This is a genomic window from Acinetobacter sp. UBA3106 (assembly GCA_002365595.1).
GTDB lineage: Bacteria > Pseudomonadota > Gammaproteobacteria > Pseudomonadales > Moraxellaceae > Acinetobacter.
In genome coordinates this window covers 47,253-70,391 of sequence record DFAM01000002.1, presented here as the reverse complement: position 1 = coordinate 70,391, position 23,139 = coordinate 47,253, and the positions used below count along the sequence as shown (strand labels likewise).

The following is a 23,139-nucleotide window of genomic DNA, read 5'->3' as shown; positions in this document are numbered from 1 at the left end:
GAGATCTGCTCTTTATGACAGTAGCGAAATCATTTTTTACATCATCGCCAAATTTTGTTATGGCCTAGCGATTTGAAGACTTTATCCCAGTAGTGTTTTCTTTTTAATAAAAAAATTATTTTGTAATACGGTTTATTTGCTGCATCGCAAATACATCTTAGACCAAAAGCTAACTTCTTTGTTCAGCCAAGTGACTTACAATGAAATCAAGAAAATTAGTTGAAAAGTAATCTATTTGACTGTTTCTATCTTTGTGAATAAAGAAAGTATGAACTAAAAAAATGACGACATGCCCTTTAAAAATCCTGTTTTTGCATGGACTCGATTCTTCGCGTGAATCGACCAGATTCCATGCCATTGATGCCGATCATAAATATTGTATCGACGTAGATTATCGCAACCTGAATTTTCAAACCGTGGCGAGTTTTTATCAGGAAATTATTGCCAAAATTCAGCCGGAAATCTTGATTGGCCATAGCTTAGGTGCTTACTGGGCGCTGAAAATGTCAGCCCTGTGTAAAATTCCGGCGATTATTGCCAATCCCAGTTTGAGTCCAGATTTTCGTGAAGATTACCCTCCTATTGGTGAGGATGATCTGGAACACGAGATTGCGCAAATTGCCTATCTGGAACTCGGGGATGAAGAGCTGGATATGTACGCGGTACAACAGCAACTCGAACCTTATATGCAGGTTCAGGCCGTGAAAGGTGGACATCACCGTTTAGCCAGCCCAGAAAATATCAATGAGCTGCTTCTGCATATGCAAACCCATTTTCTGAAAAAATAAAAAAGCCCTGGTCATGCCAAGGCTTTTTTCATCTGTGCTTAATTAAGCCACATTTTGCTCTGGCTGTGATTTGTCATCTAACACAGACCAAACCTCTAAGCCTAAATCACTATGCAAATCTGGTAAATCCAGGAAAATGCTTGCGCCCAATACCTGGTGGTTGCATTTATCTACTAGCTGTTTTACAGCTTTTAGCGTACCGCCAGTGGCTAACACGTCATCCACAATAATAATTTTTTGTGCTTGAACATCTGCCGACATTTCCAAACGGTCCATGCCATATTCTAAGCTATAACCCACACCTACCACTGGTGGCGGTAATTTACCTGCTTTACGAACCAGCAATAAACCTTTGCCCAAACGCTGTGCCAACAAACTTGCCAGCACAAAACCACGTGCTTCAACCGCAACAAAACTGTCGACTTCTGCCAATTTTTCAGCAGGAATACTGGCAATTAAAGCCTCAGTTAATAATTCAATATTTTCCATGAATAATGGAGTCAGGTCAAAAAAGCAGATCCCTGGTTTAGGGAAATCTTGGACAGTACGAATGTTAGACCACAAAGTTGTAGACAGATTGCTCATGGGGAGAAAGATATTTAAGGGAGAATGAGTGAATTTTAACGCTTTATAAGATCGATGACCAGTCAGCAGACACTTTTAAAATCCAATATTAAGAGCTAAAAATACATAAGTTTATGATTTTATTGTATTCATTTATCTAATAAAAATAGTTATATATGAATGCCATTATAAATTAACAGATCGGTTCTTTTTTTTCTGCACGACCTTCGTCTAAAAAACTATCCTGTTACTAATCATCCCCTGTAATCCAATGGCCTGTTTTTAGCAATATTTAGAACTTGGTAATGAATTGCTATTCATCAATTTTGCTTATTTTCATGTTTTAAAGACAAGTTTTGTCCTGCTAAGCAATTCTGGTTTCAATTTCTGTTCTTAAACTCCGATATTTACTTTACATTAAGACTAGAACTGCGTAAAAATTTGCTTGAATATGTACATCAAAAGACATATCAATAGAGTCATGCGGTATATAAAATTTTACTGGCTGCATATTATTGAAAAGTCAGTGTTTTGGAGATTCAAATGAAGAAATATCAATGCATCGTTTGTGGATGGATTTATGACGAAGCTGAAGGTTGGCCACAAGATGGTATTGTCGCTGGTACCAAATGGGAAGATATCCCGGATGACTGGACCTGCCCGGACTGTGGTGTATCAAAAGTTGATTTTGAAATGGTAGAAATCTAATTTTTGATATCAAAGACCATAGTGAATGGTCTTTTTTTACGTCTTATAGAAAACAGTTTGGAGAATAATATGCATCCTATCGTCATCATTGGTTCGGGTATGGCCGGTTATACCGCAGCACGTGAATTTCGCAAGCTTAATCCTGAGCATGAGCTGGTCATGATCTGTGCAGATGATGCGGTAAACTATGCCAAGCCAACGCTTTCAAATGCGTTAGCTGGGAACAAGGTGCCTGAACAGATTGCCTTGGGTGATGCATCTAAAATGGCAACCCAACTGAACATGCGTATTGAAGCTCTCACTTGGGTCAAAGAAATTCAAGCTGCCCAGCATCAGCTGATTTTAGAAAAAAATGGTCAACAAACGACGCAGCCTTATTCAAAGCTGGTGCTTGCAGTCGGTGCTCATCCGGTTCGTGTAGCGATTGCTGGCGATGGCAGTGATGATATTCATGTGGTCAATAACCTAGATGACTACAAGGCATTCCGTAAAAATCTGGCGCAGAATCAAGATAAACGCGTGGTGATTCTCGGTGCCGGTCTAATTGGCTGTGAATTTGCTAATGATCTGCAAAATACAGAACATCAAGTCACCGTGATTGATTTGGCTCCTCAACCTTTGGGACGTTTAATTCCTGCACATGTAGCGGCTTCTTTTCAGGAAAAACTGGAAGACACCGGCATTCACTTTGTACTGGGTACCACGGTTGAAAAAGTCATCAAAGTTGAAAATGGCGATTATCAAATTACTCTGGCCAATGGTCAGTCTGTGGTTGCGGACATTGTGCTTTCTGCGATTGGTTTACACCCAAACCTTGAATTGGCTAAAGCTGCTGATATTCATTGCAGTCGCGGCATTTTGACCAATAGTCATCTGGAAACCAACCAGCCTGATATTTATGCGATTGGCGACTGTGCTGAAGTCAATGGTTTGTTGTTGCCTTATGTCATGCCGATCATGCAACAAGCACGTGCTTTGGCAAAAACTCTAAATGGTGAACAAACGCATGTGCATTATCCAGCAATGCCGGTTGCTGTTAAAACGCCTGCTGCTCCCCTGACCGTGCTTCCTGCACCTGTGGACGTGGAGGTAAACTGGGAAACTGAAGAGCTGGAAGATGGCATGATTGCCAAGGCGCTCGATAGTGAAAATACCTTACGTGGTTTTGTTTTATTGGGCGCAACCGCAGCAAAACAACGTTTAAGTCTAACTAAACTGGTACCTGACTTGATTCCGGCTGCGGTTTAAGGTTTTAATACCCAGGACATTTTTTCAGCAAAATGTCCTTTTTCAGGAAAACAACAATGAATAGCGCACTCGATTTCACCGGCTCTCCATACACCTCTTTTATGCATGAAACCAAAGTCAATTTAGGCAATGGTGTGGAACTTCATGTGGAAATGGGCGGAAATCCTGAACACCCTGCCATTATGTTAATCATGGGTCTGGGTGCGCAAATGCTGTTTTGGCCTGATTTTTTCTGTAAATCGCTGATTGACCAAGGTTATCGCGTGATTCGTTTTGATAACCGTGATATTGGCCTGTCTTCAAAAATCCGTCATTCCGGTCCGCGTCTCAACACTTTGAAACTGATGGGACGTTTTGCCTTAGGCTTACAAAATCAGGGTGCACCATATAACCTGTATGACATGGCGGAAGATGCTGCGCTGCTGATTGACCGTTTGGGTCTGGAACAGGTTTCGGTGATTGGTGCTTCCATGGGCGGCATGATTGCACAGATTCTGGCAGCCAAACATCCACAGAAAGTCAGTAATCTGGGCTTAATGTTTACCAGTAATAACCAACCGCTGTTACCGCCCCCGTTTCCCAAACAGCTGTTTAGCCTGATTGGCAGACCCGACTCGACCGACGAAGAAGGTATTGTCAACCATAGCGTAAAGGTATTTAACATTATTGGTTCTCCAGGATATATTAATCAACTGGAAATTATTCAGACGGCACGCAAATTATATCAACGAAGTTATTATCCAGCGGGTGTACTTCAACAGTTTTTAGCAATATTATGTACAGGTTCTTTGCTACAATTGGGTAAGCAAATTCAGCAACCTACCCTCGTGGTACATGGCTCTCGTGATCGTTTACTGCCACCGAGTCATGGCAAAGCAGTTGCAAAGGCAATTACTGATGCGAAGTTTGAATTAATTGATGGAATGGGGCATGATATCCCACCGCATTTTATTCCATATCTAAGCGGGTTATTTGCTGATCACTTTAAATCAAAACATTAGGACACTATGGCTGCATTACCATCCTTAAGACAGCTGTCATACCTCGTTACACTGTCTGAAACGCTGCATTTTACTGAAGCTGCGCGCCGTTCATTTGTGACCCAGTCGACTTTGTCAGGCGGGATCATGGAGTTAGAGCGTTTATTAGGTGGAGTACTGGTTGAGCGCGATCGCCAAAATGTGCGTTTAACTCCGCTTGGCGAACAGGTTGTTGCTCGAGCCCGTGTTCTATTGGCAGATGCGCAAGACCTGATGCGTTTAAGTCGTGAAATGAGCGAACCTTTAACGGGTGACTTACATTTAGGCGTTATTCCTACAATTGCACCTTTTATTTTGTCGCAACTTCTTGATGAAGTGCATAAACAGCTGCCTAAAATTCAGCTGCACCTGCACGAAGCACAAAGTGAAAAAATTGTTGAAAAACTCGAACATGGTAATTTGGACATGATCGTGTTGGCCTTACCTTTTGACACCCGTGGCTTAAAAATTGCTGAAATTGCAAAAGAAAATCTGTATCTGGTTTACCATAAAGCTGACCAGAATGCCCAGAATGCCCGCAGTTTAGATGATCTGGATTTATCTCGCTTGGTATTACTGGAAGAAGGTCATTGCTTACGCAACCATGTATTAAGTGCATGTCCAATTGGCGAGCGTAAAAATGATCATCGTTTAAAAGCTAGTTCATTGCCGACACTGGTAGAAATGGTTTCTTCAGACTTGGGCTTTACCTTGCTTCCTGAAATTGCCATTCATACCAATATGATCAAAGCCAATTCAGATTTAGTGGTTAAATCGATCGAGGCGGCGCCTAGTCGTACTCTCGCCTTAGTGACACGTAAAAGTACGCCACTGCAAAGTGAATTTGATGTGCTATTGCAAATTTTGCAAAAAATCACGCAGAATCTTCATTAAAAGATTCAATTGATTAAAAGGAGCTGCGGCTCCTTTTTTTTATGATCGGATTGAAATAAGCAGTCTTAATATTTCAATGGAATGCTTTATTTTTTTCATAAAAAAAGTTTAACACCCGGATAAACCTGATTTGAAGCAAATGGACAATCTCATATGGATGAACTGAGAAACCGATCTTCAATAAATTGCTTACTTCTTAACCGCAAAAACCGCAGGAAGTGAGAATTTTTTTGACGACGATGCGGGTACTTTATATCCCTGATAATGGGTATTCTATGACTCAATTATAAAAATTAAAGTGAAAAAAATAGCTTATCCACCCGAATAAGCTATGAAAGGTAAAAATATTTCTAAAACCTGGATGGCCCCTGAAATATTATCATCCTCAAAATTGGAGCAGTATTAGTAAGTTAAACTTATAAAAACCGCCATCATATTAATTGGTTAAAGTTCTCGTGAATATCCCTATAATTAGGTATTTTTTATCTGTTATAAAAAAAAAGAATATATTCTCAACAAAAAAGAAATCCAAAAACAACTCACTCAAAACATAATAATTTTTATGTAAATATCGTTTACCCTACATATACTTAGTTTTACTTAAATTTTATAAATTCACTAGTTTCAGGGATAGGCGTGGCGTGGATTTTAAAGCAAATTAACACGATAAAATACCAAATCAGTGTGAGCACCGCCTTGTGGGTGAACTAATATTACCCGTTCCTATCATGATGGTAGACGATCGACACGTTTTTAATGATCACTTAAAAATGATCCTAATCAACTTAGGCTATCCGAAAGGATTAATCATGAGCACCGAAAATCTTGCCGAAGCCGAATCGTGGTTGCAACAGCATTTGCCGAACCTGATTTTTATTGATGTAGAAATAGCCCCCATAGCAAAGCTGAACTTTATAAAAAAGCTCAAACACATCCATCCAGATAGCTATGTGATTGCAATACTCGCTCAACAGCAAACAGGCTTACTCTTTGATGCTATTCAATCAGGTGCGCAAGGCTATGTTTTTCATCATCATACTGATATAGAAATAATTAACAATATTAAAAGCATTCTGCGTGGCGGTGCTCCGATCCATCACGATTTAGCCCAATATATTTTGTCTCGTCAGGTTGAAACGATTGAAAATAAAATCGCGCTTGCATTCACCACGATTGAATATGAAATTTTAAATCTGATATCGACAGGCCTAAATTCACAGCAAGTGGCAGATCAGACCGATATTCCACTGTATAAAATTGAAGGCAATATTAAAAACACCTATAAAAAAATTGCTAGCTTACAACACTAATTTTTTAAATGGATGATGATTTATTAGGAAAAATTGCAATAAAGGAGTCCGAAGACTCCTTTATTTAATATGATAAATACTGATTTTAAATTATTTGATTGTCTCTAATAATATACGCTGTGCATTATGTGCTTCTTGGCCATCAGCCACTTGGGCACGTAACCAGGTGCCGTCACTTTGCAGTAACCACGCTTGCTGATTATCCTTTAAATAGGTGAGTAAACCTTGCTGGTAAATGCGTTTTTTTAGCGCAGCATCTTCAATCGGGAAACATGCTTCGACACGGTTAAACAGGTTGCGATCCATCCAGTCTGCACTTGAACAATAAATGCGTGCATCGCCATTATTGCTAAAATAATAAACTCGGGTATGTTCCAGAAAACGTCCTACAATGGAACGTACCCGAATATTTTCAGACAAACCCGGCAAACCGGGACGTAAGCAGCAGATGGAACGAATAATCAGATCAATTTTCACACCCGCTTGAGAGGCTTCATATAATTTATTGATTAGTTGCTTTTCGGTAAGGGCATTGACCTTCACGATAATTTGCGCGGGCTTACCTGCTTTGGCAGTGGCAATTTCATCATCAATAAAATTAACTAGCTGCGCATGCAGGGTAAAAGGTGCATGCAATAACTTTTTCAGTTTTGCCATTTTGCCCATACCGGTCAGCTCTTGGAAAATACGATGCACATCTTCACACAGCTCTTTATCCGTGGTCAGCAACCCATAATCGGTATAAATACGAGCATTACCGGCATGGTAGTTACCCGTTCCTAAATGCACATAGCGCACAAGTTTATTGTTTTCACGGCGCACCACTAAAATCATTTTGGCATGGGTCTTATAACCGACAATACCGTAGACCACCACTGCGCCTGCTTCTTGCAGCACATTGGCCACAGCGATATTGGATTCTTCATCAAAACGGGCACGCAGTTCAATGACGGCCGTCACTTCCTTGCCATTACGTGCAGCTTCCGCCAATACCTGGACAATTTCAGAATCCGGGCCACTACGATACAGCGTTTGCTTGATGGCTAAAACTTGCGGATCACGTGCAGCTTCACGAAGCAAATTAATCACTGGAGCAAATGATTCAAAGGGATGATGAAGTAAAATATCCTGCTTCTGCATGGCAGAAAAAATATTTTCTGACTTTTTCAGCACTTTTGGAATAATAGGCGTATGTGAATCATAGCGTAAATGTGGACGCTTAAAATTGGACAACAAACGCGCCAGATTGACCGGACCATCCACCTTATATAGTTGCTCTTGATCTAGATCGAATTCATCCAGTAAATATTCATAGATATGTTTCGGGCAATTATGGGTCACTTCGAGACGCACCGCACGACCAAAACGACGCGAGTTTAATTCCCCTTTTAAGGCTTTAGCCAGGTCTTCCACATCTTCATTTAAGGCCAGATCGGCATTTCGGGTGACACGGAACTGGTAACAGCCTGTCGCGGTCATGCCCGGGAACAGGTCTGAAACATGCTCATGAATAATCGCGGACAGCATCACATGATGCTCTTTACCCCCAGTGAGTTCATCCGGTAAACGTACCACGCGAGGTAATGAACGCGGTGCAGGCACCACCGCCAGATCAATCTGACGGCCAAAAGCATCCTTACCTTCCAGAGTCACAATAAAGTTGAGGCTTTTATTGACTAGACGCGGGAAAGGATGTGCGGGATCAAGACTGATTGGGGTCAGTACAGGAGCCACCTGTTCCTGAAAATATTTTTTCACCCAAGCCGATTGGGCAGGTGTTAATTCCCCACGGCGCAAAAAGCAAATATCTTCTTCACGCAGTTTAGGCAAAATTTCTTCATTTAAAATACGGTATTGGCGATCAATTGCCTCATGGGCAGTTTTGGAAATGCTGTCCAGCACCTGTTTAGGGGTTAAACCATCCGGACTATGGCTTTCATTGCCTAAATCCAGTTGCTCCATCATTCCGGCAACACGAATTTCAAAAAATTCATCCAAATTACGGGAAAAAATGAGCAGGAAATTCATCCGTTCAAGCAAAGGATGTAAAGGATCGACGGCTTGTTCCAATACCCGCAAATGGAAATCGAGAATAGAAAGCTCACGATTAATGTAGCGATCATTATATGCATATTCTATTTGCGCCGGAGTCGTATTAGCAGCCGTATTCATACTTAACCTATGAGTGTTCGAAAGTAGTCCGTATCTTCATAAGTATGCTTCAAAATTATGACAATTTCATAAAAAAAAGCCCTTATCAGCGGGCTTTTTGAAAATAAATGCTAAATTAGGGAATATTGCTATAACGCATATATTTTTGAATCATGCGTTTGCGATATTGCAGTTTTCTATCATTACGATGATCTTGATAATATTTAGGATTCGGTAAAATGGCTGCTAAAAATGCCGCTTGTTCACGACTCAGGCTTCGCGCACTTTTGCCAAAATAATGCTGGGTAGCGGCTTCTATGCCATAGATATTGTCGCCAAATTCTACTGAGTTTAGATAGACTTCCAGAATGTGTTGTTTGGACCACATTCGCTCCATCATCCAGGTCGCAACCGCTTCTTGTCCCTTACGCAGGAAAGACCGCTTATTGTATAAAAACAGGTTTTTCGCCAATTGCTGGGAAATGGTTGAACCGCCTGCAACTACTTTACCCTTGTCTTTGTTACGCTCCAGGGCAAATTGCATGCCTTCCCAGTCAAACCCTTTGTGCTGCAAAAATTTTCCATCTTCTGCAGCAACTACGGCATGTTTCATATAATCACTAATCTGATCATAATCACGCCATTCATGTTTAATCGGTTTTGAAGGTTTGGACCAGTAATCCAGCCGCATCATCATGGTGGTATCCACCGGATGGGTCCGCCACCACAGCAAACTTGAAAAAATCCAAAGTTGAACCAAAAGTACCAGACTGACAAGTATTAACAAACTACGAACAATAAAAGCTTTCATGTCAGTGAGTTACTCCAAAAATCTGTTTTTTTCGTGCTAAGCTTGAAGCTGAATATAGCAAAGATTATAAAAGAATAGCATGTCCAACCTTTCTCCTCCCCCCATCCGAACCAAACCCGAGGTTCATCTGTGGTGGTTGACGGCAGTTTTTATTGCCATCAATGTCGGTTTATTTCTCTGGCAAGTCCTGAGCGGAGTCAATATTACTGCTCCCAGTCTGGTCGATGCTATTCACTGGGGAGCTGATTATGCACCTTTAACCTTTTTAGAGGAACCCACTCGCCTGTTTAGCAGCATGTTTTTTCATTTTGGCTTAATCCATTTAATGATGAACATGTGGGCACTGTATATTTTTGGCAGTGTGGCCGAACAGCTTTTTGGCCGTTTCTATTATTTGGGGCTTTATATTCTTGCCGGTCTGATGGGCAGTTTACTTAGCGGTTTCATCGATATTCAGAATACCTTTGAACTCTTGCAAAGCAATGACCCCACACTTCTTCCTACCGTCAGTGCCGGTGCATCGGGTGCAGTGATGGGCATTGGTAGTGCATTGACGGTTTTATCCTTATTACCCGCATTACCGAAGCAGCGTTTTATTTTAGATAAAAAAACCTTGCTGATGATTATGGGCATCAATTTATTGATCGGCTTTACCATGGCTGGAATAAACAATGCCGCGCATATTGGCGGCATGTTAATGGGTGCCGTCCTCACAGCGATTTGGTATGTGGGACAAAGAATACATAAGCCGAATTTGGCTTTTGTAGTAGGCATGGCTGTGGGCATCATTAGCTGTTATCTACTGTATGCTTACTGTATGCAGCAAGTCCAGATTCTGGAACTGGTTTGGCGGCAAATATTGGCCGCCATGCGGGCACAACTGCATTTTTAATGCTCTGACTTTTACTTATTGAAGATGAATCTACTATTGATTCATCTCACGCAAGCTTTGCAATGGCGGAATATCACTGAGATAACTCAAACGATAACGACCAATTAGGGCACACAGCACCGTCATGAGTATGGGTAAAATCAGCCAGATTTGCCAATGTGCCTGAATCAGCAAATTCATTTTATAACTCGCAATGGCACTGATGACTTCGGCAAATAGACAAGATACGATTCCTGCCATGAGTCCCATAAAGCCAATTTCTAAGGTCATCATCTGTTTAAGCTTTTGTTTCGAACTACCGAATGAACGCAGCAAAGCCACTTCACGTTTACGCTCATCCATCAACAGGTTTAAACAGGCTATTAACACCAGAATACCAGAAACACTGACCAACAGTGCCAAGATGGTGACAATTTGCACCAGCACATTCACCAGGCGTTTAACTTCATCCAGAATCAGGCTGACATCAATAAATACGGTGTTGGAAAATTGCTGAATCACTGCGACCATCTGGTTTTTATCCTGTTCAGGCACATAAAAACTGCCTAAATAGCTGCCGGCGTTTTCATCCATGGTTTTAGGTGCAAAAATAAAGAAAAAATTCGGACTAAAACTTTCCCATTCCACACTGCGCAAGTTCACCACTTTGGCCTGTATCTGGCCTTCAGGCAAGCTAAAGGTTAAACGATCGCCAATTTTAATGCCCAGCTCTGCTGCAGTTTTGGCTTCAACCGACACCTCACCCGGATGTTTTAACGCTGCTGTGCCCTGCACGATGATATTGTCCGCAGGATATTCGGTGGTCTGGGTCAAATTCAGTTCACGGCGTAAAGAATTATTGTTTTTCACCAGTTCTGCTGCAAAAGGCTGATCATTCTTCGCCACCAATCGGCCACGAATATTGGGATATAAGGGCGTGCTTGACCATCCATGCTCTTTGATCTGGGCTTTAAATGCAGGCATATCAAAAGGTGGCAAACCATACACAAACTGATTCGGTGTCCCTTCAGGCAATTGCTGTTGCCAACGTTCCAGCAAGTCTGTCCGTAACACCGTCAATACAGTCATCAGACTCAGGCCGAGTGCCAAAGCAGTAATTTGAAAAGCCGTTTGATAGGGCACCCGTACATAGGCTGAAATCACCCCTTTCAGGTTTTTAATGAATTTCAAACAGCCCCAAATCATTAGATAAAGTACTGTACACAGCAGAATAATCGCCCCCATCACCCAAGCGGTAAGCATGAGATTTTCTGTCAGCACGATACTAAACAATGCCAAGCTGGCTGTACCCATCACTAACATCCACAGCATCGATTGTACCGATTTTTCTTGCTGGCGAATGACACGAATCGGCGGGGTATTGAGTAATTGCCATAAACTGGGAACAATGAATCCCAAAAGCACCACGGCACTGGTCAGCATTGCCACCGGCAATGGTCCTAGCAGCATCGCTCCTGCAGAAAATGCAATCTGCAAATTTGGAATCAGTTGCAGCATCAGTTGCAGCAAACCGTAGCCCAAAGCGACACCCACCAGACTGCCAATCAACATGGCAACTAGCAAGACGACGGCCAGCAAGCTGAGATAGGCATTGAGAATCTGCCCTCGTGTCGCACCGATGCAACGCATCAATGCGATATTGTCCTGATTTTGTTGCACATAGCGCTGGCTGGTCAGGGCAATCGCAATCCCGCACAGCAAAATGGTCAAGATATTACTCAGTTGCAGAAAGGTATCCAGATTGGCAATCGGCTTCATTAAACGGGTATTGCTTTCGCTGGCATTGCGTAATCGTAAGCTATTTTGCTCATCAAATATTTGCGTATCTTGTGCGGTTTTCGGCAACATGCCTTGCTGCTGTTGCTTAAAATTTTGTTCAAACTGTTTGGTCTGCTGCGGATCTCCCGCCATCAACAAGCGATACTCGGCACGGCTGCCGACCTGAATGGCATTGGTTTTGGCTACGTCGCTACGAGAAATAATCACCGTCGGGGAAAAACCGGAAAAACCCATTTCCTGATTGGAATCATGCACAATTTTTGCCGTGACCTTAAACTGTCCATCCGCGATATTGACCCTATCTCCCAATTGTACATGCAATAAATCCATGGCACGCGGACTCATCCACACTTCACCGGACTGGATTATTTTCGCCTGTGGCAGCACCCGAAGCTCCCCGCGTAAGGGAAATTGATGATCGATCGCTTTCACATTGACCATGACAAACTGGTCCTGGGTATGGGCCATGGAACCGAATGCAGTGACTTGGGATTGTTGCAGTTTGAATTGCTTGGCTTGATCAAGCCATTTTTTCTCAAGCGGCTGATTGTCTGTTAGTACTAGATCCCCTGCCAGCATTTCTGCGGCCTGTAAAGCTACGGCATTTTGAATCTGTTCATTGCTAAATTTCAGCGCAGTAGTGGCACTAATCGCCAGGGTCAAGGCAATGATCAGTAGATAAACACCCGTACTTTTAAAACTTTGAGTCAGCAATGGCCGAAATAACGGATTCATTTCAGCTCTCCCTCTGGTCATGTTCTATGAAATGACCATCGCGCAGTTCAAAATGTCGTTGGCATTGCTCGGCCAATGTCGAATCATGGGTCACCAGCACCAGTGTGGTACCGAATTCACGATTCAGCTGAAACAGCAATTGTTCAATTTCCTTCGCCGTTTGTGCATCCAGATTACCGGTGGGTTCATCGGCAAAAATAATTTGCGGATCGCTAATCAAGGCACGGGCAATCGCTACCCGCTGTTGTTCCCCACCAGACAGGACTTTAGGCGTTTGCGTGGCCTGACGTTCCAGGCCGACTTTTTTCAGCAAGGCCAAAGCCTTTTTTTCAGCTGCGGCAAAGTTAAAATTCTGCTGCAAACGTAGCGGTAACATCACATTTTCAACCGCCGTTAAGTGCGGTAACAGCTGAAAGGACTGAAACACAAAGCCAATATTTTTTAAGCGCACCAGTGCACGTTGTTCTTCGTTTAACTCTGCAATTGATTCACCACATACGACCAGTTTGCCTGAACTGGCCTGATCCAGTGTGGCCAGAATGCCCAGCAAGGTGGATTTACCTGAACCCGAACGTCCGGTAATTGCTACCTGTTCACCACGATAAATATCAAAGCTTAAATTTTCAAAAATGCTCAGCTCTTTTTGGGCAAATTTTATCTTTTGCGTCAGCTGCTGTGCAGAAATAATCACTTGTGGCATGATGGAATGGTCGCTATTAACGTGGGTCATAAAATCCCTATATGCAAAATCGCAATCTGAAAACTCTTGTATTTCCTTGCTTGGCCATGCTCAGCCTGGGTCTTACTCCAGTCATGGCATCTGCGAAAACCATTATGATCGTGGGTGACAGTATTAGTGCGGGTTATGGCATACAGGCACAGCAAGGCTGGGTAGCATTATTACAGAAACGTCTAGACCAACAGTATCCGAAACAGCATAAAGTGGTCAATGCCAGTGTCAGTGGTGAAACCACCAGTGGTGCCGTTGCGCGTTTACCGAAATTGCTGCAAACCCATAAGCCGCATATTGTGGTGATTGAACTGGGCGGAAATGATGGTTTACGCGGTCAGCCACCCCTGTTGATTCAAAAAAACCTGGCGACCTTAATCCAGCAAAGTCAGAAAACTAAAGCCAAGGTAGTGGTTTTGGGAATGAAAATTCCGCCCAATTACGGAACCGCTTATAGCAAGGCCTTTGAAAAAAATTATAAGATTGTCAGTCAGCAACACAATGTGCAATTGCTGCCATTCTTTTTAGAAGGTGTAGCCGGCAAGAAAAACCTGATGCAAGCCGATCTGGTTCATCCCAATACTTCTGCACAAAGCATCTTATTGAACAATGCTTATCCCTATATAAAAGGCGCTTTATAAAGCGCCTTTTTAAGAATCAGAAAATGTCTTCTATTTTAGAAGTCAAAAAAAGTAACTTCACCGGTTTCAAGCGAGTACTCAGCACCTACTACTTTTAATTTGCCTTGGGCAATCAGGTTTTCTAGTACTGCAGAACCATGACGCAGCTGATTCACCGATGCAAAAACGTTAGAGCGTACTGCATGTTTAGACAGTTTATCCAAATCATCTTTCAGCTCAGTTTGCATTAAAATTTCAACTGAAGGACGCACACGGTTCACAATTGACATTAAATTTGCTGAAGGCGGAGTCGCTGGATTGGTTAATGCATCTATCGTGGAGTGAATAGCACCGCAATGGGTATGGCCCAACACAATCACGACTGGACAGCCAAAACTGTCTGCGGCAAATTCAACACTACCAACCTGTGATGGCGCAACAATATTACCTGCTACACGAATAACAAATAAGTCACCTAGCCCCTGGTCAAAAACCATTTCAGCCGGTACACGCGAATCTGAACAACCCAATACGATGGCAAACGGCTCTTGGCTTTCTGCCATTTCTGCGCGTTGCTGGTGAGATAAAAGCTTCAAATGGGTCGTTTCACCGTTTACAAAACGCTGGTTCCCTTTTTTTAAACGATCTAAAGCTTCTTCTGCTGTTAGCATGCTGGTCTTCCAATGTTTTAAGTTGCAATATTTTAATGCCATCAAAACCGAAAGTCACTTGCAAAAAAGCATAGCTGTGCAGTTTATAACAACGTTACAAAATATTTTTATTAAGCCAAAAAATGACTCAGTTCACACTTTAAAGCCTTCAAGCTACCAGGTTCAAAAAACAATTGAGTGACATTTCTTTAATAATATTTACAATAAACTACAGACATTTAAAAAAATTAAATGCTGTCTGAAATTAGATAATTTTATTCTTTGCTTATAAAAATTATCGTCATGAGTCTTCAAGGATGATCATCAATGACACAGCACCGTTCAAATTTTTCTCAATTTGTACGCAACCTCTGTTTTGTTACCGCCTGCTGCTTAAGCAGTCTAACGCTGGCTCAAAGCAATAAGCCCAATATAGAAAAAATAAATTTGCAAAACTATCTGATTCAGGAACGCAATGAAGCAGGTTTAAAAGCTAAAACAATTCAAGTGGGTGAAATTAGCTGGACATATAATGAAGGGGGTTCACGGCAAAAACCGACCATTCTGCTGATTCATGGTTTAGCCGGAAATCGGGACAACTGGAATCGGGTGGCGCATTTTTTAACGCCCTACTATCACGTGATCATTCCAGACTTACCCAACAATGGTGACACCAGAACGCCTGAAGATTTTGATTCTTCGGTACCAAATGTCACAGAAAGCTTGCGCCGTTTTGTCGAAGCCATCGATGTTGAAGATAAGTTGAATGTAGCAGGGCATTCTTTAGGTGGATCGATTGCCACAGTTTATGCCTCACAATATCCATTTGATACCCAAAGTCTGTTTCTGCTCAATAGTGCCGGTATTTATACCAAGGCCAATACCCGTTATTCCAAGGATCTCTTGACCCTGAAACAGCTAATTGTGTCTAAACCTGGCGATCTGGAACAGGTGATGCATCGGGTCATGCAAAATCCACCCTACCTATCCAACGCCTTGAAATCCGCGCAAGAAAATTACCTGATTTCTCAAGCGGCAAAAAATGGCAAGCTGATTGATCAGCTGGTGGCACTGAACCGTATTTATACGCCAGAATCCTTTGCCCGTCTGACTCGAACGGTAGAAGCCCCTACCCTGATTCTTTGGGGCAAGCAGGACAAAATTATTAATGTTGAAGTGGCAAATGAATTAAAATCATTATTGAAACGCGCTGAGGCTCCTGTCATTCTTAACAATGTAGGACACATGCCAATTTTGGAAGCAGAGCAAGAAGTGGCAGCCTACTATTTACCCTTTCTTGCCAAAACCCAAAAAATGAAAAACCCGCTAGCGGATAAACTTATTCCATTAAATTAATTTTTTCGAGAAAGTATGCAAAAACATCCGATGATTGAGCAGTTGATTGAAGCTCATCTTGACTTTTTAGAGCAGGAGTTTGCACATACTGCAACGATTCAAACTGAATTCCTAAATTTTTATCAATGGTTTAGAAAGCAGCCGCTACAACAGATCTGGTCATTTGAGCAAATCAATGCGCTGCTGCAAAAGCAGATTTTAGCCACTCCCGCGAGTAGCTTTTTAATTGAACAGATTACCGAACATTTGCGTTTTGCCTTGATTCATCCGCTCAATGAAAGCACTAAAATCGCGGATGTCATTCCAGTTTTAACCATCGACAAGATTGCCCAGTACGTAGCAAGCAAAAGTGATCACCGTCAGCGTTTAATTAAAACCGTGGTGAATAATCCTGCTTTTTCCGCCATGATTACCCAACTTATTCAGCATTCCATTCAAGACTATGTCGATAATTCAGTCATGGCGAAACGGGTGCCTGGCGTGTCCCGTTTTATGAAAATGGGCAAATCGGTGTTGGAAACCGTGACCGATTCAAATCTGGATGAAACCATTGCGCATTATTTGCAAAAGAATATTTTAAAACTGAGCCAGATGAGCGAGCATGTGCTCAATCAGCATTTTGATGACGAAAAGCTCTATCATTTTCAGGCCAATCTTTGGCATAAAATTAAAGATATGCCTTTAACGGTACTGAAAAATTATATTGAAGTTCAAGACCTATCGAATACAGTAAATCTAGGTCATGAAATCTGGGACCATATCCGTCAAACGGACTATCTGAAACAGCAAGTGCATGATGGGGTCTATGCCTGGTACATCCGCAACCAGGAACGCCCGTTTGATCTGTTGCTGCGTGACCTGAATATTGATGAAGCCTTAATCCAAAATGAATTACAGCAGCTATTAGCGCCTGTGGTGCAAAAACTGGTTTCATCTGCATATTTACGTGAACGTGCCAGAGCATATTTAGAGAAATTTTATTATGCGGAAAAGGCACAGAACATTTTAAATCTGGATGCTTAATTGTCCATTATAAAAAAGCCGCATGATGCGGCTTTCTTGACTCATATATAAAAAATAACCTCCGTCATGGAGGTTATTTTTTATTATTCAGGCTTATTTAAAATAAGCACCTTCCGTGTTGCTGTGATCCGTTTGGTCAACTACACGTGCCAATTCAGGAACATGCTGTTTCAAGGTGGTTTCTACACCCTGTTTTAAGGTCAGGTCAATCGATGAACAGCCCTGGCAACCACCACCAAATTTCAGTACCGCAGTTAAACCGTGTTCTTCATCTTCAACCACTTCAACCAGTGCACAGTTACCGCCATGTCCTGCAAGTCCCGGGTTAATTTCAGACTGAAGTACATAGGTAATACGCTCTTCTACCGATGCATCTGGACCTACACGCGGCACTTTTGAATTTGGAGCACGGAATGTCAACTGACCACCAAAACGGTCTTTATTGTAGTCAATCACGGCATCCAGCAAATATGGAATAGACGGTGTGTCAATAAAGGCAGGAAAATCTGGGTAGTCCTGTTTATAGTCAGTTGGAACAACTTCGTCAGGTGCACTATATGCCATACAACATTCAGCACGTGGCGTACCAGGATTTTCCACAAAAACACGCACCCCAATACCTGGTGTATTTTGCTTATCTAACAAATCCTTTAAATACTCTTGAGCAGTCGGAGTAATCAATAAGTTTGGAATCTCTTCTGCAACTGCAGTGCTGGTGTTCTCAGTCGACATAACAATTTTTCCTCAAGCTGAAGTTGCCATTTTAACTGAAGATGCGGGGTAATTTAAGAAATTCAACTAAAATTGTCGGATTTATTGTGAAAGTTCAACTTGAGCTGCCATTTAATGGCATTATGAACCATAGATTTTGAAATGTAGAACTTGCTTTTATGTTGGATTTACCTTTTAACCATACCGTTACCCTGATTCTTATTACCGTCATTATCTCGCTGATTGCATTTTCAAAGCAGAATGTCATGAACCGACTTATTTTCTGGCCACCTGCCATGCAACGCGGACAATATGATCGTTTTATTACTCATGGTTTTGTCCATGCAGACGGGACGCATCTGTTATTTAACATGATTACCCTGTTCTTCTTTGGCAGCGTGATTGAAAGTTTTTACCGCCAATATTTTTTTAATCTGGGCTTTGTGCTGTTTTATTTGGGTGGTCTGATTTTTGCCATTTTGCCCAGCTACTTACAACACCGTAATGATCATCAATGGGCCAGTTTAGGCGCTTCTGGTGCTGTTGCAGCGGTACTGTTTGCCTATATTTTATTTGAACCGTGGAAACTGATTTTCGTGTTCTTTATACCCGTACCGGCAATTATTTTTGCGGTACTTTATATTGCATATAGCATCTGGTCTGGTAAACGTGGCAACTCCAATATCAACCATAGTGCCCATCTCTGGGGGGCGGCTTACGGTGTCATCATGACCATTATTATAGAGCCACGACTTATTCCTCACTTTTTCAACAAGCTGATGCAAGTGCCCTTTTAATATTTACTCTTAATACAAATTTTTTAAAGATGCTGCTCGTTCAGCATCTTTTTTATGGGGAAAATAAAATAATTTCTATTTGTTAATAATTGTCATTTGAATGGGTTTAATGATTTGTTAGTCTTCTGCAAATAGTCAAATACGATAATTTTTGAATAAAAACTAAAGCATTGATTTTAAGCTTTATCTGCGCTTCATTGGGTGTGACGGGTATAGTACATAGTGCAAATTTCACTTTAAATCGTGGTGCGGTGCATACATAAAAAAATGCGACTAAACAAGGCATTAAAGATTATTCCATATTAGGACAGTCTGAAGCCGCAAAGAAATAAAGTGATTTTTGTCGATGCCGATTCCTGGTATCTGATAGGTGCCGGTCTAAATAATACGGCATTTATGCTTAAAGAGATTTCAGTGGCTATGCAAAATCAAATTAGCAAGGTTCAGGATCTATTTAACAATCAAAGAGTTTAGGCTGCTTTTTCCGCTTTATTTTGAATAAAGATTTACATAATTTTGTCATTAAATGCTACCCCCACAATCAATTTGGCATAGATAATGTAGACATCTGTATATTAACGCGCAAAAAAGAGATATTTTGCATGTCTACTTCCTTAGATGGTCTTCAATTCCCCATCAATCCTACCAGCAAAAAAGCCAGCACTTCCCAAACAGGCAAGGAAATTATTGCTGAAGCCCTATCTATTGTTGACAACAAGTCCTCCATGGATGCACTTGCTGAAAAAAACTGGCGCAAGCACTATCCGATCTACTTCAAAGCCTTGGTAGAACACGGTATTCGCACTATCAACAACTCTATTACCATTGCCAAACAAGGCTTGCATAAAGCTCATCATAGTTTTGACTTTTATCGTAATGGTCAACGCTATTTACTCAAAGACATCATGAAAGATGTCGATACTGCCACTTTGTATACCATTCAGCTGAAAGGTGAAAGTGACACTGCACCAGAATGGTATGTACCTTATAAAGGGCAAAAATTACAAGGTCAGGCTTTACTGGATCAAATCCAGATCTGGCAAGATGCCGGCATTATTGAAAGCAGTCATGCCGATGCCTTACGTACAGCGCAGGCGCATCCGGAATGGTTTGATCTTTCTGACCGTACCATGGTGTTATTTGGGGCAGGATCTGAAGCCGGCCCGCTAACCTGGCTGGCACGATGGAAAGCTAATATTGTCGCTGTAGATTTACCCAACACTCGGGTATGGGACAAAATCTTAAACACCATTCAACAAGGTAATGCCACCCTCTATGCACCATGCGCAGAAAAATTGGCAGAAGATACCTCCACCACTGAACTGAAAGAAAAATTAGGTGCAGATTTACTGACCCAGACACCTGAAATTGCCCATTGGTTAAGCCAGAGTGAACATCAGCTGGACCTGGCTGCCATTGCCTATGTGGATGGCGAAAAGCATGTCCGTGTGGCCATGGCCATGGATAGCATTATGGAATATGTCAGTGAGCAAAAATCTGATACCAGTTTAATGTTTATGTGTACGCCCACCGATGTGTATGCCATTCCCAAGGAAGTGGTAGCAGCGTCTTATGACAAGTTTCAATGTCGTTCCAAATTCCGGCAGATGCTGAGTAAAGGCATTTCAACCATTAGCGCTCAGCACTTTTTCAGACAGAATTTGCATAACCTTATTCCTTCAGATAATGGTCAGGAATACGGTATTGCTGACTGTTTAGTGGTCGAGCAAGGTCCAAACTATGCCCTCGCCAAACGTATCCAGCAATGGCGTGCAACCCTGGCCCGTCATTATGGTCAACGTGTCAGCATTAATATTGCGCCTTCGACCACCACCCATTCAGTGACCAAAAATCCGTTATTGAAAGCGGCGTTTAATGGCGCCAGCCTGTTTGATGTGGAATCTTTTCATCCTGAAACCACCAATGCACTTATGGCGGCTTTATGGGTATATGACCTGCGTCACCCTGAATCGGTGGCAAATCCTGAAACTCATCTGGATCATCCCTTAGAATTGATGATGAAAGGTGCTAACCATGGCGGATTGTGGCGTGTGCCTTACTTAGCGCGTACTGCCCTGCCTTTTGCCGCACTGTATGGTTTTGCCAATGAAAAATTGCCGATTAAGCACGTGTTAGGCAAATTTAAGAAATAAGGTGGATTTTTCTCCCTTGATGAATATTTTTATTATCCTCTTGTTTTAGTCCTTCTCCTTCTAGGAGAGGGTCAGGGAGAGGTCAATATTGTTTAACTACTCCAAGGCGAGGACTTTATGAATGAGCATAAAAAACGCTGCAATTGCAGCGTTTTTTGTTTCAAACAGCAGTCTTAAACAAACTGTAAGAACAACCAGTACAGACCACCAGATAAACAGATCGTCGCTGGTAAAGTGAAAATCCATGCCGATAAAATCGTACGCACCATTTGTAAATTCAGACCTGATTTATTGGCGACCATGGTACCTGCGACTGCACTATTTAAAACGTGTGTTGTCGATACAGGCATACCCAAACCATCAGCAGCAGCAATCGTCGTCATTGCGACAAGTTCAGCTGACATGCCCTGACCATAAGTCATATGGTTTTTACCAATACGTTCACCGACAGTGACCACAATACGCTTCCAGCCGACCATGGTACCCAGACCAAGTGCAAGAGCAACGGCCACTTTCACCCAGGTCGGAATGTATTGCAGGAATGAATCCAGGTTTTTACGATATTCTTTAACTAACTTGTCTTGATCTTTTGACATTGCAGGAAGCTGTTCAGCTTTATCTAAACGCTTAAATGCAGTCGTGCTGAGATACATGTCATTACGGATCACAGAAACTTCAGCCTCTGGAATATTATCGATATCGCCATATTTGGCAACACGCTCACCCAAATGATCTGTCAAGCCCGCTAAAGCTGGAACCACTGCAGGGTTCATTTCTTTAGTTTGAATATATTTGGTAATGACAGTACGTGCCTGCTCATCCGTAATATTTTCATGCTGCGGATAAATAGCCGTAGCCGTTTGCTGAGACAATTGCTGAAAAGACTGAATATGTGCATTGTCTAAGTTCTTATTTAAAGAATACGCTAATGGTACACAACCAATCAAAATCAGCATAATCAAGCCCATACCTTTTTGACCATCATTTGAACCATGCGCGAAACTTACGCCAGTACAAGTGAAAATCAAAATCGCACGAATTAACGGCGGTGGCGGCTTATTGCCTTCAGGCGGATGAAAAAGCTCCAGCTGTTTACGGAAGATTTTTTTCACCAGTAAAAACAGGACAGCAGCAAAAGCAAAACCAATCAGCGGAGAAAACAGCAGTGCTTTACCCACTTTCATCACCTGCTCCATATCTATGCCGCTTGCGCCAGCGCCTGAATGAAGCAGATAGTTCATAATACCCACGCCTAAAATCGAACCGATTAAAGTATGTGAGCTTGATGCCGGAATACCCAAAAACCAGGTACCCAAATTCCACAGAATCGCGGCAATCAGCATGGCAAAAACCATGGCAAAGCCTGCGCCTGAACCGACATTCATAATCAGTTCGACAGGCAATAAAGCAATGATGCCGTAGGCTACTGCCCCACTTGCAACCATCACCCCGAGAAAATTACAAAAACCTGCCCACATTACAGCAACAGGGGCAGATAAAGCATTGGTATAAATAACTGTTGCTACTGCATTGGCCGTGTCATGAAAACCATTAACGAATTCAAAACCTAAAGCAATTAACAACGCAGTCGCTAAAAGAATAACGGAATATAAACTTAAGCTTGGAACATGAGCCAAATCGGTAGAAAGCTGAAAACCGATATACACCAAAGTAGAAATAATCACCGTGATAAACACCGGCATAAAAAATTTCGGTGTAGCAACATGCACATTCGTCGATTTCGCTGGTGCTGATGGCACCTGATCTTGGACGGGAGGAATATTAGAATTCATGCAGACGGTTCAAGGGGGATAATAAAATCCCCACTATTGTTCAGTTTAATTGTGACAATTATATGACAAACAGCTGTCATATAAAGCAATATTTCGTACTTTATTTGCTAAATATCCCGCTCGAATCCCGAGAAAACCACTTAACTTAAATTATATTTTTCATGTACTTAAAATAAAATCCTCATTTCCAATTGTCTATACTTCAGCCATTTTCAGTAATATTACAAAGCATGAAATAAATGACAGCCAAACTCTGCTGACTGAGATTCCACCTAGCATGCAGGCTAAAGATGACAACTTAATGAAGAATTTATGACAGCTGATTTAAAGGCCTGTCTTTAGGGCGTAAGGCTATTTATTCGGCAAGGTCGACAGTGCGCTCAGGAAATGTACCGAATATCAGTCAT

20 protein-coding genes are annotated in these 23,139 nt (G+C 41.9%); 12 read left to right on the top strand and 8 right to left on the bottom strand.

The window, feature by feature from the left end; all coding sequences use genetic code 11:
* The first annotated feature begins 281 nt into the window (after window positions 1-281).
* Window positions 282-788, top strand: coding sequence for a YqiA/YcfP family alpha/beta fold hydrolase (locus B4C48_RS01085; RefSeq protein WP_291352588.1), 507 nt, complete (start codon window positions 282-284; stop codon window positions 786-788).
* Between the two features lie 42 nt (window positions 789-830).
* Here the strand turns inward: B4C48_RS01085 and B4C48_RS01080 are convergent, their stop codons facing one another.
* Window positions 831-1,373, bottom strand: coding sequence for an adenine phosphoribosyltransferase (locus B4C48_RS01080; RefSeq protein WP_291352587.1), 543 nt, complete (start codon window positions 1,371-1,373; stop codon window positions 831-833).
* Window positions 1,374-1,895: 522 nt separating this feature from the next.
* On the opposite strand from B4C48_RS01080, the gene rubA reads away from it, so the two are divergent.
* The 5 genes from rubA to B4C48_RS01055 all read left to right on the top strand — a co-directional run bounded on the left by rubA (window position 1,896) and on the right by B4C48_RS01055 (window position 6,531).
* Window positions 1,896-2,060, top strand: a complete 165-nt coding sequence (rubA, locus tag B4C48_RS01075) for a rubredoxin RubA (RefSeq protein WP_005179369.1) — start codon at window positions 1,896-1,898, stop codon at window positions 2,058-2,060.
* Window positions 2,061-2,129: 69 nt separating this feature from the next.
* Complete coding sequence (gene rubB / locus B4C48_RS01070; RefSeq protein WP_291352577.1) at window positions 2,130-3,308, top strand: rubredoxin reductase RubB; 1,179 nt, start codon at window positions 2,130-2,132, stop codon at window positions 3,306-3,308.
* Window positions 3,309-3,364: 56 nt separating this feature from the next.
* Window positions 3,365-4,309 (top strand): esterase EstB, encoded by a 945-nt coding sequence (estB, locus tag B4C48_RS01065; RefSeq protein WP_291352575.1) that lies wholly within the window; start codon window positions 3,365-3,367, stop codon window positions 4,307-4,309.
* Window positions 4,310-4,315: 6 nt separating this feature from the next.
* Window positions 4,316-5,221: a LysR family transcriptional regulator OxyR gene (gene oxyR / locus B4C48_RS01060; RefSeq protein ID WP_291352573.1), complete on the top strand. Its 906-nt coding sequence runs from the start codon at window positions 4,316-4,318 to the stop codon at window positions 5,219-5,221.
* Window positions 5,222-5,919: 698 nt separating this feature from the next.
* Window positions 5,920-6,531 carry a response regulator gene (locus B4C48_RS01055; protein WP_291352571.1) on the top strand — a complete coding sequence of 204 codons (612 nt, stop codon included), beginning with the start codon at window positions 5,920-5,922 and terminating at the stop codon, window positions 6,529-6,531.
* A gap of 90 nt (window positions 6,532-6,621) precedes the next feature.
* Here B4C48_RS01055 and ppk1 read toward each other — a convergent pair whose 3' ends face one another.
* Together ppk1 and mtgA are read right to left on the bottom strand one after the other, a co-directional pair.
* Window positions 6,622-8,703, bottom strand: coding sequence for a polyphosphate kinase 1 (gene ppk1, locus B4C48_RS01050; protein ID WP_291352569.1), 2,082 nt, complete (start codon window positions 8,701-8,703; stop codon window positions 6,622-6,624).
* Between the two features lie 115 nt (window positions 8,704-8,818).
* The gene (mtgA, locus tag B4C48_RS01045) at window positions 8,819-9,493 is read right to left on the bottom strand and encodes a monofunctional biosynthetic peptidoglycan transglycosylase (RefSeq protein ID WP_291352567.1); all 675 of its coding nucleotides are present in this window, start codon (window positions 9,491-9,493) and stop codon (window positions 8,819-8,821) included.
* Between the two features lie 79 nt (window positions 9,494-9,572).
* Between mtgA and B4C48_RS01040 the strand changes: the two genes are divergently transcribed.
* Window positions 9,573-10,385: a rhomboid family intramembrane serine protease gene (locus B4C48_RS01040; protein WP_291352566.1), complete on the top strand. Its 813-nt coding sequence runs from the start codon at window positions 9,573-9,575 to the stop codon at window positions 10,383-10,385.
* 33 nt (window positions 10,386-10,418) lie between these two features.
* On the opposite strand, the gene B4C48_RS01035 is transcribed toward B4C48_RS01040, so the two are convergent.
* Together B4C48_RS01035 and B4C48_RS01030 are read right to left on the bottom strand one after the other, a co-directional pair.
* A complete protein-coding gene (locus B4C48_RS01035) occupies window positions 10,419-12,899 on the bottom strand; it encodes an ABC transporter permease (RefSeq protein ID WP_291352565.1) in 2,481 nt (826 codons plus the stop codon).
* Between the two features lies 1 nt (window position 12,900).
* Window positions 12,901-13,629, bottom strand: a complete 729-nt coding sequence (locus B4C48_RS01030; protein ID WP_291352564.1) for an ABC transporter ATP-binding protein — start codon at window positions 13,627-13,629, stop codon at window positions 12,901-12,903.
* 56 nt (window positions 13,630-13,685) lie between these two features.
* On the opposite strand from B4C48_RS01030, the gene B4C48_RS01025 reads away from it, so the two are divergent.
* Window positions 13,686-14,270 (top strand): arylesterase, encoded by a 585-nt coding sequence (locus B4C48_RS01025; RefSeq protein ID WP_414631489.1) that lies wholly within the window; start codon window positions 13,686-13,688, stop codon window positions 14,268-14,270.
* Window positions 14,271-14,305: 35 nt separating this feature from the next.
* Here the strand turns inward: B4C48_RS01025 and B4C48_RS01020 are convergent, their stop codons facing one another.
* Window positions 14,306-14,920: a carbonic anhydrase gene (locus B4C48_RS01020; RefSeq protein WP_291352560.1), complete on the bottom strand. Its 615-nt coding sequence runs from the start codon at window positions 14,918-14,920 to the stop codon at window positions 14,306-14,308.
* A 306-nt stretch (window positions 14,921-15,226) separates the two neighbouring features.
* On the opposite strand from B4C48_RS01020, the gene B4C48_RS01015 reads away from it, so the two are divergent.
* Window positions 15,227-16,255, top strand: coding sequence for an alpha/beta fold hydrolase (locus tag B4C48_RS01015; protein WP_291352558.1), 1,029 nt, complete (start codon window positions 15,227-15,229; stop codon window positions 16,253-16,255).
* A gap of 15 nt (window positions 16,256-16,270) precedes the next feature.
* Window positions 16,271-17,278 (top strand): hypothetical protein, encoded by a 1,008-nt coding sequence (locus B4C48_RS01010; RefSeq protein ID WP_291352556.1) that lies wholly within the window; start codon window positions 16,271-16,273, stop codon window positions 17,276-17,278.
* Between the two features lie 93 nt (window positions 17,279-17,371).
* On the opposite strand, the gene nfuA is transcribed toward B4C48_RS01010, so the two are convergent.
* A complete protein-coding gene (gene nfuA / locus B4C48_RS01005) occupies window positions 17,372-18,010 on the bottom strand; it encodes a Fe-S biogenesis protein NfuA (RefSeq protein ID WP_291352554.1) in 639 nt (212 codons plus the stop codon).
* Window positions 18,011-18,168: 158 nt separating this feature from the next.
* Here nfuA and B4C48_RS01000 point away from each other — a divergent pair, with 158 nt between their 5' ends.
* Together B4C48_RS01000 and B4C48_RS00995 are read left to right on the top strand one after the other, a co-directional pair.
* Complete coding sequence (locus B4C48_RS01000; RefSeq protein ID WP_291352552.1) at window positions 18,169-18,786, top strand: rhomboid family intramembrane serine protease; 618 nt, start codon at window positions 18,169-18,171, stop codon at window positions 18,784-18,786.
* Window positions 18,787-19,388: 602 nt separating this feature from the next.
* On the top strand, window positions 19,389-20,939 hold the full coding sequence (locus tag B4C48_RS00995; protein WP_291352550.1) for a hypothetical protein: 1,551 nt from the start codon (window positions 19,389-19,391) through the stop codon (window positions 20,937-20,939).
* A 173-nt stretch (window positions 20,940-21,112) separates the two neighbouring features.
* On the opposite strand, the gene B4C48_RS00990 is transcribed toward B4C48_RS00995, so the two are convergent.
* Window positions 21,113-22,732, bottom strand: a complete 1,620-nt coding sequence (locus B4C48_RS00990; RefSeq protein WP_291352548.1) for an inorganic phosphate transporter — start codon at window positions 22,730-22,732, stop codon at window positions 21,113-21,115.
* Window positions 22,733-23,139 lie beyond the last annotated feature (407 nt).

Bases quoted from the DNA above. Each gene is read 5' to 3' on its own strand.
- rubA (WP_005179369.1), top strand. From the start codon at position 1,896: ATGAAGAAATATCAATGCATCGTTTGTGGATGGATTTATGACGAAGCT.
- estB (WP_291352575.1), top strand. From the start codon at position 3,365: ATGAATAGCGCACTCGATTTCACCGGCTCTCCATACACCTCTTTTATG.
- mtgA (WP_291352567.1), bottom strand. From the start codon at position 9,493: ATGAAAGCTTTTATTGTTCGTAGTTTGTTAATACTTGTCAGTCTGGTA.
- B4C48_RS01080 (WP_291352587.1), bottom strand. From the start codon at position 1,373: ATGAGCAATCTGTCTACAACTTTGTGGTCTAACATTCGTACTGTCCAA.
- B4C48_RS00990 (WP_291352548.1), bottom strand. From the start codon at position 22,732: ATGAATTCTAATATTCCTCCCGTCCAAGATCAGGTGCCATCAGCACCA.
- B4C48_RS01035 (WP_291352565.1), bottom strand. From the start codon at position 12,899: ATGAATCCGTTATTTCGGCCATTGCTGACTCAAAGTTTTAAAAGTACG.
- B4C48_RS01085 (WP_291352588.1), top strand. From the start codon at position 282: ATGACGACATGCCCTTTAAAAATCCTGTTTTTGCATGGACTCGATTCT.
- ppk1 (WP_291352569.1), bottom strand. From the start codon at position 8,703: ATGAATACGGCTGCTAATACGACTCCGGCGCAAATAGAATATGCATAT.
- nfuA (WP_291352554.1), bottom strand. From the start codon at position 18,010: ATGTCGACTGAGAACACCAGCACTGCAGTTGCAGAAGAGATTCCAAAC.
- B4C48_RS01000 (WP_291352552.1), top strand. From the start codon at position 18,169: ATGTTGGATTTACCTTTTAACCATACCGTTACCCTGATTCTTATTACC.
- B4C48_RS01040 (WP_291352566.1), top strand. From the start codon at position 9,573: ATGTCCAACCTTTCTCCTCCCCCCATCCGAACCAAACCCGAGGTTCAT.
- B4C48_RS01010 (WP_291352556.1), top strand. From the start codon at position 16,271: ATGCAAAAACATCCGATGATTGAGCAGTTGATTGAAGCTCATCTTGAC.
- B4C48_RS00995 (WP_291352550.1), top strand. From the start codon at position 19,389: ATGTCTACTTCCTTAGATGGTCTTCAATTCCCCATCAATCCTACCAGC.
- B4C48_RS01030 (WP_291352564.1), bottom strand. From the start codon at position 13,629: ATGACCCACGTTAATAGCGACCATTCCATCATGCCACAAGTGATTATT.
- B4C48_RS01025 (WP_414631489.1), top strand. From the start codon at position 13,686: ATGCTCAGCCTGGGTCTTACTCCAGTCATGGCATCTGCGAAAACCATT.
- rubB (WP_291352577.1), top strand. From the start codon at position 2,130: ATGCATCCTATCGTCATCATTGGTTCGGGTATGGCCGGTTATACCGCA.
- B4C48_RS01015 (WP_291352558.1), top strand. From the start codon at position 15,227: ATGACACAGCACCGTTCAAATTTTTCTCAATTTGTACGCAACCTCTGT.
- B4C48_RS01020 (WP_291352560.1), bottom strand. From the start codon at position 14,920: ATGCTAACAGCAGAAGAAGCTTTAGATCGTTTAAAAAAAGGGAACCAG.
- oxyR (WP_291352573.1), top strand. From the start codon at position 4,316: ATGGCTGCATTACCATCCTTAAGACAGCTGTCATACCTCGTTACACTG.